The 18486-nt window shown below is 70.2% G+C and carries 9 protein-coding genes; all 9 read right to left on the reverse strand.

The annotated features are described in order from the left end of the window. Positions 1–101: 101 nt before the first annotated feature. The 9 genes from QTI66_RS00965 to QTI66_RS01005 are packed head-to-tail and all read right to left on the reverse strand — an operon-like array spanning position 102 to position 18470. Complete coding sequence (locus tag QTI66_RS00965) at positions 102–6647, reverse strand: RHS repeat-associated core domain-containing protein (protein ID WP_286556801.1); 6546 nt, start codon at positions 6645–6647, stop codon at positions 102–104. Continuing rightward, entirely contained in the window at positions 6644–9892 is a 3249-nt protein-coding gene (locus tag QTI66_RS00970; protein WP_286556804.1) for a hypothetical protein, read from the reverse strand. Before QTI66_RS00970 ends, QTI66_RS00965 begins: the two co-directional genes overlap by 4 nt. Beyond that, entirely contained in the window at positions 9889–11457 is a 1569-nt protein-coding gene (locus QTI66_RS00975) for a hypothetical protein (protein ID WP_286556805.1), read from the reverse strand. Before QTI66_RS00975 ends, QTI66_RS00970 begins: the two co-directional genes overlap by 4 nt. Then, entirely contained in the window at positions 11457–12332 is an 876-nt protein-coding gene (locus QTI66_RS00980) for a hypothetical protein (protein WP_286556806.1), read from the reverse strand. Before QTI66_RS00980 ends, QTI66_RS00975 begins: the two co-directional genes overlap by 1 nt. 15 nt (positions 12333–12347) lie before the next feature. After that, the gene (locus QTI66_RS00985) at positions 12348–14042 is read right to left on the reverse strand and encodes a hypothetical protein (RefSeq protein WP_286556807.1); all 1695 of its coding nucleotides are present in this window, start codon (positions 14040–14042) and stop codon (positions 12348–12350) included. Positions 14043–14073: 31 nt separating this feature from the next. Continuing rightward, a complete protein-coding gene (locus tag QTI66_RS00990) occupies positions 14074–15018 on the reverse strand; it encodes a hypothetical protein (protein WP_286556808.1) in 945 nt (314 codons plus the stop codon). Between the two features lie 14 nt (positions 15019–15032). Further along, positions 15033–15506, reverse strand: a complete 474-nt coding sequence (locus QTI66_RS00995) for a hypothetical protein (protein WP_286556819.1) — start codon at positions 15504–15506, stop codon at positions 15033–15035. 7 nt (positions 15507–15513) lie between these two features. Next, entirely contained in the window at positions 15514–16758 is a 1245-nt protein-coding gene (locus tag QTI66_RS01000) for a hypothetical protein (RefSeq protein WP_286556822.1), read from the reverse strand. Continuing rightward, a complete protein-coding gene (locus QTI66_RS01005) occupies positions 16755–18470 on the reverse strand; it encodes a baseplate J/gp47 family protein (RefSeq protein WP_286556825.1) in 1716 nt (571 codons plus the stop codon). Before QTI66_RS01005 ends, QTI66_RS01000 begins: the two co-directional genes overlap by 4 nt. Between the last annotated feature and the right edge of the window lie 16 nt (positions 18471–18486).

Here is an 18486-nt window from a genome sequence, read left to right on the forward strand (position 1 = left end):
GGGTGAGGTCGTCGAGGCCATCGCTGCCGGTGGCATCGCTTGCGTGCGAGGCACCGGATTGGAGGCTGTGAGCGGGAAAGGGCTGCTCATTCAGCCTGGTCTCAGGCGACCGTAATCACCCTTCGCGCCTGCCGCTGCGCGTTCGCACTGTCGACTGCCTGCAGTGTGATTGGCCCGACGGCGTGGCCTGCATCCACCGTCACAGCCAGGTCTGCGCCCGTCGCAACGATGGTCAGCCCGGCGGGCGGCGACACCGATTGAATGGCTGTGCCGTCGCTGCTCGTCAGCGTGATCGTCGCGCCGGGCGCGACGCTGAAGCCGCCCGCGCTCGTGAGCGTGAACGCAGGCACCAGGTCGAATCTGCAATGCACCGGCACAGCGCTCGCCGCATCGGCGCCCACCTGGATCGTGACCGTGACCGGCACCGTGTCTTCCGGCGGCTCATCCGCTGGCACCTGCATCTGCATCGCCCCGCCGTCACCGAGGAAGGCGGTCGTTTGCGCCGAGAGCGTGGCCGTGGTCGGCACCAGTTGCGCATTGACGGCGAGCGCGCCGCCGACGGTCACGGCCGTCGGCAAGGGCGCGATCGGCGAGGGCACGAGCACGAAACCGTCGCCGCCGGGCTGCATGCTCGCGGCGGCCGCGGCGAGGTGGTCTGCCGTGGCGCGCAGCGGGATCGTGTCGACCACCTCCATCCGGAAACGCCGCACCGCGATGTGCAGGTCGGCGGGCAGGTGGATCGGGCCGATGCCCGAGTCGTAGCTCGTGCCGTTGAAATGGTGGAAGCGGCTGATCTCCACGTCGTCTGCGCCCAGCAGGCCGCGCGCGGTCACGGTGAGCTCGTCGGTGTCGAAGCTGCGTCCCTCGCCGCCGACCGTCGCGCGGTAGACGCGGCTGCCGACGGGCGCCACGTCGAAGCGCATGCGCTGGAAGGGCCGCACCTGCAAGGGCGTGGCTGCGGCTTCGGCAATGGGCACGCCGGCCGCTGTGACGTCGACATCACGCGGGCTCTGGTCGTAGAAGATGGTCGCACGGCCGTTGCTCTGCGCATCGAGCGAGTTGTTCAGGCCGCTCAGCCCTTGGGCGGTGATGCGGTAGGAGTTGCCGGCCGGCGCGGGCCGCGAGAAGGCGACGTGCATGCCGCAGGAACGTTCGAGCACGTTGTTCGTCGGGATGAAGCCGCGTGCACCCACGCCGGTCAGCGCACCGGCCGCGTTCTGCGCAAAGAGCGCGCCCGGCAGGGCGAAGCTGCTGCCAGCAGGCAGGGTGACGGTGGGGGCCTGCACGAAGTTGAGCGAGGGCGCGTCCTGCAGGCCGAAGCTGATCATGTCGGTGGGCGTGTTGCCGCTGCCGTCGCGCGTGCCGCCGCTCACCGTGACCCAGTAGCGCGCCACGTCGCCGATCACCGCGACGTCGCCGTGCAGGCTGCCGAGCGGGCAGTAGGTGTCGCCGCTGCGATGCGAGGCTTCCTGCTCCATGCGCGAGCGGTGCGGGTTGTCGCGCTGGTAGGCGTTGTCGTTCCAGAAAAAGCCGAGGAAGCAGCACATCCACGACTGCGTGCCGAACAGGTAGCGCGCGGAGCGTGCGAAGAACTGGCCGGCGCCGTTGTCCGCGGCCGGTTGCGCACGGTAGAGGATCTGGCCCCACGGATCGTGCAAATATTGCATCCAGCCCAGGTGCAGTTCGTTGAGCAGCCAGCCGTCGAGCCAGCCCGAGGGGTCTTCCCCGGCGATCTTCCCGATCAGGAATTCGTTGGGCTGGTCGTCGCGCAGCAGCACGGCTTCTTCGAGCTCCACGGCCGGGCCGTCCACGCGCGTGACCAGCGTGCGGTGCGCGCTGCCGGTGGCGCTGCGCACCTCGACGCGGTCATGCACCGCCAGGCTCAAGGTGTCGGAGCCCACCGCGGCAATGGTCAGGCGCGCCGGCTGGTTGACGTCCGCCACCGTGGCCGGATAGAAGCTGCGCAGGCCGAACACCGAGGCGCCCGGCGAGTACACCGACAACTCGACCTGCCCGCTCAGCGGCACGGGCGTACCGAGCTTCACGACGCGGTCGGCAATCGTGTCGACGGCGCGGATGAAGATCTGGTCGCCCGACTTGAGCGCCACGAGCACGCCGGCTTCCAGGCCTTCGAGCGTCTGTCCTGCTGCCAGCGTCAGCGTGATCTTGTCGTCCGCAATCGGCACGTTGACGTTGGAGCGCGCCGCATAGCGGATGGCCTGCACGATCTGCACGATGATGGCGGCCAGCCCGCCCCAGCCCGCGAGCGACAGCACGTTCATCAGGCCGCCCACTGTCAACAGTTGCCCGATGTTGGTGATCCATTCGAGCACGTCGTTGCCGGTGCTCACGAGCGGGCGGCGCAGTTGCACCGCGCCGTTGCCGAAGCCTGCCGTGCCCAGCGCGCGCCGGTCGCCATCGCTCAGGTTGAAGCCGCCGCCCGTTGCGGCCGAGCCCAGCGTCACCGTCTGCACGCGGCGGTTCTGCGCGACCTGCACCTTGCCGTCTGCCTCGAAGCCGGTGGCGTTCGAAGGCGTCAGCACGCCGTTGTTGAGCGTGCCCGCGAGGTAGGGCGAGAAGGCCGGGCCGCCGGCGGCCGTGAGGTCGTTGGCCAGCTCCAGCGCCCACAGCGGAAAGGCCACCAGCATGATCGGCCCGAGCCGCGCCGACTGCACCGTGTGCATCAACTCGTGGTCTTCCAGCGCCTGCCGCCGCGTGAGTTCGGTGCCTGCGTTCTCGTGGTCGTCGGGCATGCGCACCGAGCCAGCGTGCAGGTTGCCCGCAGCGCGCACCGTGCTGTCGGTGTAGGGCACGATGGCGGTGAGGTTGCCCGCGGCGATCACGGCGGTGGCCAGCGGCAGCTTCAGCGTGAGGTTGTCGACGGTGAAGTCGGTCGTCACCGTCGCGTTGACGGCGGCGGGCGGTTCCGAGAGCCGCACGTTGCCGACCAGCGCGGCGGAGTTGCCGGCCACGCCCAGTTCGATGGCCAGCGCCTGCGGCGGTGCTGCGAGTTGCACCGCATGCACCGCGCCGCCGTCGATGATTGCAAGCCGAGGCCGGCCGAGGCCATCGGCGCCACTCCAGACGCTGAAGGTGATCTGGTTGGGCGAGTCCACCGTGCCCTCGATGCCCCAGCGCGCGCTGCCGTTCTCCGGGTCCTGCACCTGCAGCCGGTGCACGCTGATCTCCGTCGCCGTGGCAGGAATTGCCGCGTCGTCGCTCAGCGTCAGCGTCGTGCCGGCCACCGCGTCGATCAGGCAATGGCGAACCTGCAGGGCCGTGCCGTCGCGGAAGTTCACCAGCACCAGTTCGCCCGGCACGAAGCGCGGCATGTCCATCCGCTGCGCGCCGACGACGGGCACTTGCAGTTGCAGCACCAGGTCGTCGATGCGGATCGCGGTCGTCACGGGCAGGCGCTGCACGATGATGTCCGTGGCCGCCGCGGGCACGGCCGGGTTGGCAGCGTCGGTGGTGTAGGTGATCGTCGCGCGGTTGATGCCGCTGATGGCGTAGGTGCGCAGCTGCGGCGCGCCGCCATCGATGAAGCTGACCTGTGCCGACTCGCCAACCGCGAAGGCCAATGGCGTACCAGCGGTCGGCATGGCCAAGTCGAGTTCGCGTGTGCCGCTGCCCACGGTGGCGGTGTAGACCGGAGCATCGGCGGCGATCAGCGCGGCTTCGATCGTCCCCGCACTCAGCGTGAGGTTGCGGTCCAGCGTGACCTGCAGCCGCAGCCGCCGGATCACGCCTGCCACCGGCTGGCCCGCAGCGGGCGTCACCACCACCACGTCGCCGGGGCGCACGGGGTTGTCGATGACGCCGTTGTCCACGGTGGTCGTGACCACCGGCGGCGTGCCGTCGGCATAGGCCAGCACGGTGGCGGGGTCGAAGAGTTCGGCGCCGGCCGTCACCGTGGTTGCGCCGAAGGGCAAGAGGTGCAATGCCGTTGTGCCCGCGGGCAAGGCGCCGCTGAGCGCGATGGTCTGCACGGTGCCCGCGCCGATGCCCGCGATGTCCGGCGCGGCAAGGCGCCAGCGCGTGGTGTCGTACGGATCCGCTGAGTTGTCGGGCAGCGGGTGGCTCATCACGAGGGCGTCGTGGTTGACGGCCGTCACTTGCCGTACCGCGGCCTGCGCGCCTTGCAGCCAGACGAAGCCGCTGGTGGGCGCGGCGCCGGGGGCGATGGGCACGTAGGTCAGCACGGCCGTGCCTTCCGGTGCACCGGCGTGTTGGCCAAGGTCGCCGGCTGCGGCCAACTGTTGCCAGGGTTGCGTCGTGCCCGCCGCGCCGAGCGCGGAGAGATCGCGGTCGACGGTGAGCACCGCCCCCGCGGCGGAGACGACGATGGCCGGCAACGCCGCCGCACCGCTGCCGATCAGCAGGCCGCTGCCGACGCCGGGCGCGGTGCCGCTCTGCACTTCGTACTGCGTCGGCGTCGGCCCGATGCGGCCGTTGAAGTTGCCGCTCGCGAGCGCCGAGCGCACGCTGAAGTCGTTGCCCACCGCGGCCGGCACCGGTGAATCGAGCGCCAGTTGTGCGCGCAGCCCATCGACCCGCGCCACATGGACCGTCGCGCCGGCACGCGCCAGCCGCAGCACGCTAAGGGACGGTGCGTAGTCCAGCGAGCTGCCGGCCACGCCAAGCAACAGTTGATCGCTCACGACCGGCGTCAGCGCCTCGGTGCCTGCAGGGGCCGTGAGGCCTTGCAGGCGCAGCGCGCCGCCGCCCAGGCGCGTCAGCGCCGGGTCGACTTTCAGCAGCGTGCTGCCGGCGACTTCGTCCACATCGAGCACGCGCACGACTTCAAGCAGCCCGGGCGCATCGGCCAGCACCAGGTCCGCGCCCACCGCCAGGCCGAGCGAGGTGCCGGGCACCACCAGCGCGGCAAAGCTGTCGGCCAGGCCGGTCACGGGGTCGTTCAGCGACAGTTCGATCATGTCGCCGGCCTGTGCGTGCACGCCGCGCGGCACGGTGTCGAAGTGCAGGCCACCGCTGGGGAACACCGGCAGCAGCGACCCGGGGATGGCGGGCTCGGCGGTGCCGCCGCAGCGCGACCAATCGGTCAGCACAGTGCCGTTGGGCGAAGCGCGCATGCCGCGCAGCACGAAGCTGGTGCCGCTTGCCGGCGCACATCGCAGCAGGCTTCCGTACAGCGTGGGGCGGAACTCGGCGCCCGGTGAGAACAGGCGTGCGTCCTCGAGCGCGGTGAAGCTGGCCTTCTCCTCGTTGACCAGGAATTGATAGGTCCATGCCACCGGCTGGATGCGCGACATCCAGCCGTCGGCGCGCAGGCCGAAGGCATCGTGGTTGGTCGCGCTGATCCATTCGGCGTCGAAGGGGTTGGCCCCGGCCGCTGCGCTGACGATCCAGCCCAAGGGCGAGAACTGCAGGTTCAGCCACATGCCCAGCAGGCTGGCGATGGTGTTCTGCATCGACCAGGTGAGTGCGCTCGGGATGAGCCACCACAGGTCCGACACTGCGCCGGTCGGGTCGGCGAGCGACACGGGGTTGTGGCGGCACACGGTGTAGGGGCCGGCCGCCGGCAACTCGATCTGCAGCGGACCTTCCCATCCACCCGCGCGGCGCGGATCGCCGGCTTCGCCGTGCAGCGGGTCCGGGCAATCAAAGCTCGCCAGCCGCGGGTCGAGCCGGCGATAGGGCAGGTGCACCAGGCCATCGCTGGCGATGGCGCCGCCGTACAGGCCCGGCCTTGCGGCGCCGTCGTCCTGCACGTCCAAAAGGCTCTCACCGAAGCCGTCGCGCGGCAGGCGCTTCATGCCCTTGCGCGTGCACACCCGCACCGGCGTGCCGCCCGGGTCGAGGCTGTAGACCTCTGCAAGGGGTTCGCCGGGTTCGCCGTCGATCGCGCCGAGGCAGAGCCAGCCGTCCCACAGGAAGGTGCGGCGCACGCGGCCGTCGTCGTCGCAGATGGCGAGCAGTCGGCCGCAGGCATCCATTTCCCAACCCTGCGGCGTGCTGCGTGTCGGCAGGCGTGCGCCGGATTCGTCGTAGCGCAGCTTGCCTTCGCGCTGCATGCCGTTCGCCGATTCGCGCCATGCGACCGGGCGGCCCGTGGCGTCGCGAAGGATGTGGCGCAGCACGTGCGGCGTCTGGATCACCGTGAGGTGCTCGCCGGTGTAGCCGTAGTGCCAGGCGGGACCACCGTTGCGGTCGATGCAGGCGACGATGCGGCCCTGTTCATCATGTTCGACCCTGACGCCATCGACGTCGACCAGCCGGCCCTTGGCGTCCCAGCCGTAGCGCTCGCTCCATTGCTCGACACGCCCGGCCGCGTCGGTGCGAAGCTGCACACGCCGCAACAGGCCGCCGGGCAATTCGATGGCCTGCACTTTCACGAAGCCGCCGTCGAACAACAGTTGCCCGGGTTGCCGTGCATCGACATGGATGCGCTCGCCGGCGCTGATGGTCAACAAGCGGCCGTCGGCGTCGCGCTCGGTCACGAGTGGCACCGCGCAGCCCGGCACGTGGATGACGTGGCGGATCGGATCGCGCTCCTTGTCATCGGGCGCATTGGCAGCGCGCTGCTTGCCGAAAGGCATGCCGCCCGCTGCCGCTGTAAAGCCGGCCGCATCGAGCGGCGGCGCACCGTGCGGCGCAATCGACTGGAGCAGGGCGTTCATCATCATGCGATGCTCACATCGGCGGAAACGGATGCGGAGCCGCTCGCCATGGCGTAGCGCAGCGATTGCAGCAGCGCCACGATCTCGTTGCGCACGGCGGCGATCAGTGCTTCGAAGCTCTCGACGAGTCGCGGGCCGAGGCGGCTCACCGAATCGATGAGTCCATCGAGGTCGATGGCGCCCAGCTGTGTGCCGACTTCGGTCAGCGCGGTGCCGACTTCCGCCAGCCGTTCGGCCGGATTCGCTGAAGCCACGCGGTCCACTGCGTCCTGCAGGAAGCTCAGGTCACCGAGCAGGGCGGCAGGGTCCAGTGCGCGGATCTGTGCGGCCATGGCGCGCGTGATGGCGGCCAGTTCCTCGGCAAACACGCGCGGGTCATAGGCCGCAACGCTGGCGCGCAGCGCGGCATGCAACTCGGCCAGTTCGGCGGCCAGGCGGCGCGGGTCCAGCACGTCGAGTTCCTCGCGCACCACCTCCAGCACCTGCAGGAATTTGCGCGCCTGCGCGCCGGGGTTGTAGTGGTTGATGAGCGCCTGCATGCGCTGCACGAAAGCGCGCAAGTCCGGCAGCAGTTCGGCAACGAGCTGCGGCGTGAGCGCCACCATGCGGTCGACCAGCGCATCGACTTCCAGCGCGATGGGTTCCGGGTCCAGCGCGTCAAGCAGTGCTTCCAGGTTGCCCGAGAAGCGCGCCAATGGGCAGGACTCCAGCGCCTGCGCCGTGCGTTCGATGGAAGGCCCCAACGCACCGCCCGTGCCGCCGGTGAGCTGCCCGGCGCTGGCGCGCAGCAGGCCCAGCGTGTCCGCCAGTTCGCGCCGCAGCGCCGACGGTCCCGCCTGGCCCACGGCGGTGAGCGAGGCCTGCAGCCGTACTTCGCCGCCGGGCGTCGACAGGTTGGCCTGCAGCGCCAAGTGGGCGCGCAACTGCGCGGGGGCCAGTGGCGTGAACATGGCGTCGACGCCATCCTCCAGACGCCGCGCAGCCGCATGCAGCGCGGCCTGAAACTGCCGCAGGTCGCGCGCCAGCCCGGCGCACAGGGCGTCGAGCGCGGCCATCACCTCGCCGGCCGGGCCTGCCTCCAACTGGCCCAGCAGCGTGCGAAGCCGCGCCGGAATGAAGCCCAGCAATCGGATCGCATCACCCGCGTGCACCGTGTTGGCGGGAGGCGGCAGTTCGGTGTTGGTGGTGCGCGTGTCGGGGTCGGCGAGCGTGGCATCGCTGTCGCCCGCCATGCGCCGTGCCGGTTCCAGCGCGGCACGCGAGGCGGTGCGCCCCACGCTGTCGAAGGATGCGCGCAGGCCGGTGACGGAGGCTTGCGCATCGGGCACCGGAATCTGCGCAAGCAGCGCGTCGTAGCCCGCAATCACCGGTGCCAGCAGGCGATTGGGATGCACCTTGTCGATCGCGTCGAGCACCACCTGGAAGGGCGCGCGAATCGTCTCGGCAATGGCGCGCGGGTCCAGGCTTTCGATGAGGTCGGCGGCCTGGTCGAGGTACTGCGACACATCGGGCAGCAGCGAGGCCGGGTTGAAGTTGCGGATGGTGTCCAGCGCGCTGTTGACCTCGGCCTCGATGTCGGCAATGAGCGATGCCGGAATGAGGTTGGAGACCACACGCTGCGCCTCCGCGAGCCCGCTCTCCACCGTCGCGGCCACGTCGTCGGGAATGCGCAGTTCGGCCACCGCATTGCGCACCGGCTCGAACACCGCGTCGAAGTCCACGCCTTCCAGCAGCTCGATCAGTTGCTCCACCTGCGGGCGCAGTGGCTCGGGCAGCGGCACGTTGGCGAGCAGCTCGCTCGCCGATTCGCGCAGGGTCGTGAGCGCCTTCACGAGTTGCTCCTCGACCTGCTCGATGCCGAGCCCGTCGATGGCCTGCGCAATGCCGTCGATGGTGGCCTTGAACTGCGCCAGTCCCTCGGCCAGCTTGCCCAGGATGGCAACGGCCTGGTCCGCTACTTCGTCGATGCGCTGCGCGATGGTGTCGAGCGCGTCGATCACGCCGTCGAGCGCCTGGTGCATCACCTGGTCGACTTCCTGCAGCGCCCCCTGGATCTGGTCGGTCAGCGCGCCGGCGTCGAGCTGGTTGGCGACGCTGGCCAGCGCCTCGCGTGCGGTGCGGGCCGGGCCGTCGAGCCCGGCCGATTCCACAGCCTCCACCGCGTCATGCAGGAAGATGGTGATCTGCTGGCGCAGGTCGCGCACCGGCAGGCTGCGCAGGCTGCGGCGCACGAAGTCCTTGGCGCGCACCACGGCTGCGTCGATGGGCTGTTCGACGACGACGCGTGCGCGCTCCTCAATCATCGGTGCGAGGCCCTGGATGAAGGTGCGCACCTGGGCCAGGTCGGGGTTGTCCATCAAGGCGCGCACCGTGCGGATCTGGTCGCGGAAGTCGTCAAGGAACTCGATGACGCCGCGCTCGCCGAGCTTGAGCGTCTTGTTCAGTTCGACCAGCGGCTGCATGAACTGCGGCACCTTCAGCTTCTGCACCTGCTGCATGGCGAACAGCAGGTCGTCGCGCAGCACGCCGAGCGTGTGGCTGCGCACCTGCTGCAGGTTGCGCAGCGCGGCGTCGAGTGCAGAAGCGTTGCCGCCTGCGGCCGCCAACGCCACCGCGTCGAACGCTGCCACCAGGCCCAGATGCCGGTTGGCCGGCAGGTGCAGGGCGCCGCTTGCGTCCAGCACGGTCGCGATGCTGGTGCGGATGCTGCCCAACTGCGCCTGCGGGAAGGGCAGCAGCACCTGCGCCGCCAGGTCGATCAGCGCCGACGGGTCGCGAATGTCCTGGTTGGCCATTCGGCTGAGCGCCGCAAAGCTGTCGGCACCGCTGCCGAACAGCCGCCCCAGTTCGCCCGAGGCACCGCCTGCCACACGCACAGCCTCGGCCAGCGGCGTGCCGAAGATCTCGCCGAAGTTGGCCGGCTCGCCACTCACCGACTTGGCCAGGTGCGTGACGAAGCTGAGTCCTTCGCCCACCGCCTGTGCGTATTCGCCCAGCGGCAGCTTGCTGGCGTCGAAGCGCCCGCCCAGTTGCTGCAGCGCGGCCACCAGCGGCTGCAGCAGCGCGTCCGGCGCGGGGAAGGCGGTGCGCAGGCCGTCGATGCCGCCGCCCAGGCTGCCGAGCGCGCTCGATGCGGCGCCCGCGCCCGTCAACGCCTGCATCTGCGGCGTCGAGACCGAAGCGCTGATGGACCCGCGCGCCTGCACGATCGCGCTCAGGTCGATGCTCTGGAGGTCGCCCAGCAGGCTCATCGTGCGTACCTCAATGTCAGGTCGGAGCAGTCCACGTGCAGGAAGAGCGAGGACTGCAGGAAGGGCACATGGCCGCGAAAGGCCGAGGCGGGAAAGCTGAAGGCCGGCTGGTGCGATTCGGCACCGGTCACGTCGGCGATCTTCACGTTGCCCAGCATCAACGGGCGGCCGCCCGGATCGGGATCGCGTATGGCGACGCGCACGATGGCGACGCCGTCCGGCCGTTCGGCCCAGAAGAAGCGGCCGACGTTGCAGCGCAGCCGGAGTCCCACGTTGCGCGGCAAGGCGGCGGAGGGCGGCAGTTCGGCCCAGTGCGTTCGCAGGCCAGCGGCGGCATCGAGCTGCAGCAACGCGGGGCCGGCCAGCGTGGCGCCGACGATTTCGCCGTTCAGCTCCACCAGTTCCAGCGCGAGTTCGCAAGCCTCGGGCGCGCGGCCGTAGACGCCGATGCGTGCGGGCTCGCGGCCCAGCAGCGCTTCCGGCGGCCATGCGCGCGTGGCACCTGTTATGCCGACGATGCGGCCCATCACCGGGCTCGTGGGATCGGGCGGCGCATCGGAGACTTCTTCCAGTACGCGCAGACCGTCGTAGTGGATGGTGAGGTCGCCGATGGCGGAGGAGGGCGTTTCGTCCGCGAGCGCCGCGCCGTCGAATACAGCAAGCGGCAGCGCATCGCCTTCGAGGGCCGTCGTCGCGATGCCATCGTGCACCCGCAACAGCGCGCCGTGTGCGCGTGCGCTGAAGACGCTGCAGCGCGCAGGCGCATCGGCCCGCAACTTCAGGCTCGCCTGCAGCGGCTCGCCGGTCTTGAGCAAACGGTTGAATTCCGCTTGCAAGGACTGACGCAGATCCACCTGTGTGCTGCCGGCATCGGGATCGAACGCCGGCACCGACCATAGCGCCTGCCCATCCGGCCCGGTGAGCTTCGCGTTGCGGGCAGGCGTGTGTGTGATGAGTTGCAGCGCGTCCAGCGTGCTCGTCTGCGCGCTGAACTCCGGCGGGTTCGGGCCGCTCACGAGCATGATGCGCACGCGCGTTGCGGCCACCGACGGGTTGAGCGTGATCGTGCGGCTCGCCAGCGCCGCGCCCGTCAAGGTCGCCGGTACCGCGCCTTGCGACCACACGGGTGGCACCGAGAAGCGCGGGCTGTCGAAGCCGCCCCCACGCGGCGGCGGAAAGGCGATGGCGATGCGCTGGTCGGCCGGCGGCGCATCGACGATCTCGTTGCCTTCGCCGCCCTTGAAGCCCTTCAGCCCGATGGCGCGCACGCGCGCACCCGACGGCACGTCGACCCGCCATCCGCCGCCGTCTGCTGTGGCCGGCTTGTCGGGCATCACGGTCTCTGCCATCGCGGGGTAGAGGGTGACGCTCGCATCGACCAACTCGGCCGACGTGGCGCCCGCCACGCCGTTCCACGCGAAGTCGATGGCGTGGCCATCGCCGCTGATGTCCACCGGCTCCGCGAAGAGGTATGCCTGCGCGGAAATCGTCGCCGTGGTGATGTTCGACGCAACGCCCGTCGCCAGTGCCGACGCATGTTCAAAGAGCTGCACGGCGATCGCCATCACGCGCTCCTCACCACCAGGCGCAGCTTGCCGAGTTGCTGGCCGGGCTCGCCTTCGCCGTTGTCCAGCCGCACCACCAGAAAGTCCGTGGCCGGTGCCGCAGGCGGCGTGTACTGCACGCTCACCTGGCCGGCGTTGACGGCGATCACGCGTGTCCCTTCGGGCCCTGCACCACCACCGGCCAGCACGCCGGCACCGGGCCGTCCGCCCGCATCGACCAGCGACAGCATGGCGTCGCCGAAGGGCAGGGCTTCAGGCTCCGGCGCGTCCGCTTCGATGCGCATGCCGACGTTGCCGAACCGCACCGTCAAGTCCACCGTAGCGCCGCCTGCGATGAGCCTCGGCGCGGCAGGCGACAGCAGCAGCGGCAGCACGCTCTGGCGGATTCGCACGTCGCGAATCGCGATGCCGGTCGCGCCCGCTTCGCCCACCGGCCAGAAGTAGCCTTCGGCCACGAGCACGATGAGCGACGGCGCCTCGACGCGAAGGAGTTGAAGCCGCTGCACCAGGAAGCCCGGATCGGCATCCGCGTCTTCAGGGAGCAGATCGCGACCATCGAGCAGGCTGGCCTCGCCGAGCAGGTAGATCACGCGGTCGATCGCCTCCATCTGGTCGGCGCGCGTGCCGCCGGCCGGTGCGCGGACTTCCAGCGTCGTCTCGCAGCGCAGGCGCAGCACCCGGCGCGGATCGGTCGCGCCGGGCACGCGCTCTGGTCGGCGTGACAGCATTTCTTCATCGACCGCTTCCGCCGTGCGCACAGACACGACAACAAGCGCCTCGGCACGCGCCGGCGCCGCATCCACGGCGCCTTGCAGCGGCGGCGGCAGGCGGCTGCCGAGTACGTCGGCCAGTCCGAGTTCGAACTCGCGGAGCATGGCCGTCTCTTCGGTTCAGCCAATCCGGCCGGGGCCGACGACGGGCGAGACGGGCGTCACCGGCGATATGGGCGTGACGGGCCGCACCACGACATCGTCGCGCGTGACCAGCCGCTGGCGCCGCACTTCCTCGCTCACGAGGTTCGGCACCGTCGCGAACTGCGTGGCCACCGCGCGATCGACGCTGGTGCGCACCGAGTCGTTGACCGCCACGTTCAATTCGTCGCGCGCAATGCCGCGCATCTCGGCCAGCAACTGCGTGCGAAGCGTGGCGCTGCTGGCTTGCGAGGTCTCGATGGCGGCCTTGCGCGCGGCGTCCACGGCCTGCGCCGAGATCTCGCTGCGCATCGCATTGAGCTTCTGGTCGTTGTTGCGCGAGAAGGCGGCGAGCTGGTCGCTGAGCGAGCGGTTCACTGCGGCCACCTGCAGGCCGATTTCGTCCTGCAGGCTTTGACGCAGTTCGGTGCGCAGCGCCGCAAAGTTCTGCGGGATGGCCGCCAGTTGCGTGGCGTGCGCCTTCTGCGTTTCAGCGAGCTGGCCGGCCTGACTGCCGAGCGCATCGAGCCGCGCACTCGCGCCGTCGATGCGGCTCGTGAGTGCGGCAAGGCTGGTCGAAAGCCGCGCCGTGAGCAGCGTGTCGACCTGCTGCCCCAGGCCTGCATTCACCGCGTCGATGCGCGCGCTGAGGTCCGCGCGCACGCTGGCCGTGCTGCTGTCGATGGCGCGTTGCGCTGCTTGCTGCGCTGCCGTAATGGCCGCCTGCTGTGCCGCGTCGATGCGGCCGCCCAGCGATGTCGTCAGGCTGGCTTGCAGGCCGGGCAGGGCATCGGCCACGCGTGCCTGCACCAGCGTGCCGAGGCCTTCGAGCCGTGTGTTGACGCGCGTGTCGACTTCACCGCGGAAGGTTTCCAGCACGCCGTTGGTTTGCTCGCGCTGCCGCGTGCCGATGCGATCTTCCAGCGCTGAGGCTTGCGCGGCGGACAACTCGAACTGGTGGCTGTTCAGCGCATCGTTGAGCCGCTCGGGCGTGACGGTGCGCTGGTCCACTTCTGCCAACCGACGCTCCACGGTCGCAGCGTCCAGCAGTTCGCCGTTGGCGAGCCGAAAGCGCTCGCGCAACTGCTCAAGATCCGTCACGCGCGTCAACACCGAGCCGATGTCCACCACCTGCCCGTTCACCGAAAGGCGCGATGCCGCTTCCTGCACGGTCGAGAGATCGCGCTGCACCGCGCCCAGCGAGTTGCGCATCGCCTGCAGGTCGGCACGCGGATCGACCACCGTGTCGAGCTGCCGCCGCACCGCGGTGATGGCGGACTGGCGCTCCAGGTCACGACTTGCGACGTCCGTCAGCCGCCCGCGGAATTCGTCGATCTTGCTGTTGCTGCCGTCCTGCGTTGCGGCCAGTCGGCGCAAGGTCTGCTCGATGGTTGTGAGGCGCTGCTGCATCGCAGGGTCGGCGAGCGGGCCGCGTTCCAGCAGTTCGCGCAGCGAGGGCGCGAGCCAGTCGGCGTCCACCTGATCGGGATGCGCATGCGTCGGTATCGCGTCGCTGCCCTCGGCGGCGAGCACGGCGCGCGCCACGTCGGCCAGCGCTCCGACGAGCATGTTCCAGTCTTCGGCGCGGATCAGCTCGCCGCGGCGCGCGGCGCCGATCTGCGCCAGCTGCGCGAGCAGGGCGCGCAGGCGGTCGAGGTCTTGCGGGGTGGCCATGGTGCGAGGCTCCGTTGCGCGTGCGTGCCGCTCAGTTGCGCAGCACCGTGCCGAGCTTGCCCCCCGACGCGGTGTTGGTGCGGTTGTAGATCTTCAGCTCGTTGTCGGCCGTGGTCGTCGTGCCCGACACGGTGTATTGCTGCGCGATCGCCTGCATCTTCTGCACCTGCGCGCTCGCGCCCAGGGCCGGGTTGGCAGCGACCATGTCTGCCACCGCGCCGAGCACGCGCGAGCCGGTGTTGTTGAGTTGGCTGGTGAACACGGCCGGGTCGGCCTGCAGCGTTTCGCTCAGGCGCCCGACGCGGCCCAGCAGGTCGTCGCGCGTGGCCTGCGGGGCTTGCGCTTCGTCCAGCACGCCGGTGAGAACGCGGCGGAAGTGCTCGGCCTCCAGTTCGCGGCGAAGCTCCAGCAGGCTCTTGCCGAAAGCCTCGCTGAAGTTGCGCATGTTCTGCTGCACCTCGGCGATCTTGTCGGCGATCTCGGGGTGGTCGTGGCCGCGCGGGGAGACGAGGTTGGTCAGCTGCAGCACGTTGTCGGCGATGTCGCGCACCGCGCTCGCCAGCGTGTTCCAGTCGCCGGCGCGAATGGCCTCGCCGGGGGCCTTGCCGAGCACGGGTGTGAGCGAGTCGCGCGCCGCCGTCACCGCCTGCTGAACCGGGCCGAGATTGGCGTCGGGGATGTCGCGGATCGGCCGGTCCTGGAACAGCACGTCGGGAATGCGCACCGGCACCAGCGTGGGCGTGATCTGCGGGAACAGGCGCAGCTTCTGCGTGAAGATGGGCTGGATCAGGTTCGGGTGCGTGACCTTCGCCTCCCACAGCCCGGGGTCGAGGTCGCGCACCACGAGCGAGCCGTCCAGGAAGGGACTGCGCTTGAGCGTCTGGCCGGTGGCGGTGTTGGTCAGCGTGACCTCGGCGTCCCGGTTGGCGGCGGGGAAGCCGGTGAGCTGGAAGTTGAATGCGGCTTTGGCGGCCATGGCGTTGTCCTCGTTTAGAGCAGGCCCTGCAGATCGCCATAAGGAAAGGCGATCTCCCAGAAGAGCGTCAGCTCGTGGTCATTGCCCTTTTCGATGGGGCTGAAGACCACGCGGTTGTAGAGCGTCGCGGTCTCGCCGCTGCGCGAGAGCAAAGCCGCTTCGCGCAACGTGCCGACCGCATCGGCCGCGGGCACCGTGGCACGCACGCGCACGCGCACCACGCGGCGCACCGGGTCGGGCGCGTCGATGGTGAAGGCGTCGGCGCCGATCGGCACTTCGGTCGCGTCCTGCAGGGCCGTGGTGGCGAAGGCTTCGGTTTCCGGCGCATCGCTGCTGCCGACGGCCATGTGGCTGATGCCGGTGGCCTGTGCCGCGAAAAGCCGCGCAAGCAAGGTGGCGCCGCTTTGCAGCACCGCGTTGCGTACGTGCCGTTCGGCCAGCAGCCGCCCGTCGGCGTCCTTGAGTTGGAGGTGCAGTCGCGCGCGCATCGTGGCCTCATCGGAAAGTGGATTCGCCGTATTCGGTAACGCCCCAGAGGCCGCCGCGCTCGGCCAGCCGATCGGCGCCGGTGGCGCCCGCATCGCGAATGCGCAACGGCAGGACCTGGGTCAGGTGGTCGAAGGAGCGCTGCTGCTCGGCGAATTCGAGCAGTCGCACCTGGGCGCGCACGCCGGCCGCTTTCAGCCGGCCGATGCCGGTCTCCAGTGCATTGCCGATCTGGCGGCGCGCATCTTCCGGGTTGGCGGCGGCGGGCACGCGCTGGCGCAGCGAGGTGGCGGGCAGGCGCAGTTCGAAGGTCGCCGGTTGCGCCTCGATCCAGCGCACCTTCAGCATCACCGCGGCGTCCTGGTAGAAGAGTGCGTGGTCGAAGGTGGTGCTGTCCCAGCGGCCTTGCGCAAGCGCGAGATCGGCCAGCGCCAGCAGCACGCGGTCGAGCCCTTCATCATCGAAGTGGGCGACGGGCAGGAACCACAGCCGGTTCTCGCCGTGCACGAGTCGGATCGCCTGCGCCGGCGTCGTCACCTGCGCGGCCTCCCATGGCACGCCGGGCACCAGGCCGCTGATGGACACCATGCGGTCGGACACGTCGCGGTTTTCAAGGCGCGCTTCGAGCGTGCGATCCGCTGACCCGCGCAGCCACAGGCGTTGCCCGGTGGCAACTCGGCCGCGGTAGAGCAAGGCTTCACCCGTGCTCAGGTTCACCACCAGCGGCGAGTATTCGGGGCCTGCCGCCAGGCCCGTCAGCAGGAAAGACGCGACCGTCTCATCCAGCCCCGCCATCTGCACGCTGAACTGCGTCAGCGGCACCGTGTCGTCCGCAGGAACCGGCGGACGCGCGACGCGGGCGATGGGCGGGTTGTCGATCAGCACCGGCTCGCCGGCGCCCAAACGCAAGCCGGTCGCTTGCTGCCACGCCTGCGCGTAGTCGCGCGCAAAGCCGGTGATGGCATCGGCCGTGACGCCGCCGCCCTTGAGCAAGGCGTCGCGCTGCGCATGCACCCAGGCGCGGAACAGGCGCACGTCTTGCCAGGGCTCGGGCGCGATGTCGAGCAGGGCGGCGAGGCCGGCGGCTTCTTCGAGTTCCAGCGCGTTGTCGAACCAGTGGGCGCGTTGCACTTCGAGCGCATCGTCAACCGCAATCTCGATCTGCTGGCCTGCTTGCTCCAGCAGGCCCGTGACGAGTTCACCCTCGCGGTAAAGCAGCGGCAGCCTTGCGGCCATGTCGAGTGCGCGCTTCACAGGCCTCCCTCGCGGATCTGCAGGTCCAGCGACTGCTTGCGCAGCGTTTCGTTTGGGGCCGGCGCGTAGTTGCCGACGCCGTCGCTCAACTGGAAGAAGCGGTCGCCGCTCTCGACGGTGACGGTCGATTCATCGCGCACCAGCGCGTAGCGCGTGTCGTCGCGCAGCGCGGCGGCGAGGCTGTCGAAGCTCAATGGCGCATCCGGTGCGCGGGTGGCGAGATGGCTGGCCATGGCGTTGTCCAGCGCCTGCTGCGCCTGGGCCTGCGTGGTGCCGGCCGTCAGGTGCAGCACCAGCAGCGCGGACACCTGCACGTCGAGTTGTGCGCTCGAGGCGGTCTCGGTCTGCGGCGTGTCGAACTGGATCGGCGTGGCGACGTCCAGCACTTCGCCAGAGGCCAGCGTCAGGGTCTCGCTTTCTTCGCCGCCTTCGGGCGCGAGGTAGATGCGTGCATCGACGAGGCGCGGGTCCTGCATGACCGCGGCGGTGAGCGGCGCGCGGCGAACCGTGCCGCCGGGCGGCACGGCGTTGAGCAGCGCGACCAACTGTTGCTCGACCGTGCCGCGCAGTGTGGAAAGCTCCGGACCCGCCAGGCCCGTGCCCGCCAGCGTGAGCGCCACGCGCACCTGCACGCGCTTGCGCAAAGCCGCGCCGCTCAGCACGCGGATACCGGCCGGCTTGACCTGGCGAATGCGCTCGGCCACGCGGGCGCGCGCCTCGTCGGTCTCGGTGAAGTAGGCCACGTCGATGCGCAACTCGCCGGGCACGCCGTTGGGCTCTTCGACCAGGCTCACGTCCTTGACTTCTTCCAGTGACAGCAGATGGAAGCGCAGCGCGTCGAGCGTGCCGCGCACCGCGCCGTGGAAGGCGCCGCGAGAACGGCGGCGCAGTTCCTCGTCGGATTCGGCCTGGCCAAGCCGGCGTGAGGCGGCGGGGTTGGACACGCGGTCGATGCCGGCGATGACGACTTCGAGCCGGTCGAGCGCACCCGCTCCCACTTCGGCGGTGCCGGGCGCCTCGCCGGCGGCGAGCACGTCGCGCGAGGCTTCGCCGGGTTCCAGCACCAGTTCTTCCTGCGTGAGGTAGCGGTTGCCTTCGTCGTCGGTCACCGCGGTGCTGGCCGGCACGGCGATGCGTCCGGCGCCTGCGCTGCTGCGGGTGAAGCGCATGGTCGCGACCGGATGGCCGGCCGGCAGGCGACGCAGGCCGACCAGCGCGACCACCTTGTCGAGCGAGCGGCCTTCGGCGGTCTCGATGAAGGCCGAGCGATAGACCTGGTCCAGGTGCTGGTAGGTCATCGCCTGTTCGAAGGCGATGGTCTCCATGAGCGTGCGCACGACGCTGCCGGTGTTGAGGTCGTTCACCGGCACAGGGCGCGTCGCGACGGGGTAGTAGTTGACCGTGAGCACCGTGCCCGGAATCGGACGCCGGCCGCCTTCGCGGAAACGCAGCGCGTCCTTGTTGTTGTCATCTCCGCTGGTGGACACCAGTTCGAAATCGGCGGCGGTGAAGCGGTAGCGCACCTGCCGCTCCGGCGTGCCGACGAAGCCTTCGAGGTGCGAGATGCGGCGCACCGGGCGGTCGCGCAGCTTGGTGGGAACGAGCGCGACGTCCGTGGCCGGTGCCACGAGTGACTCCGCGACCGTACCACCCGTCAACGTCGTGAGCAGGTCGCGGACGATCTCGTCGTAGAGGCGGGGCACATAGCTCATGGCCGCACCTCCGCGC

Origin of the sequence: Variovorax brevis (assembly GCF_030317105.1) — a bacterium.
GTDB classification, from domain to species: Bacteria; Pseudomonadota; Gammaproteobacteria; order Burkholderiales; family Burkholderiaceae_C; genus Variovorax; species Variovorax brevis.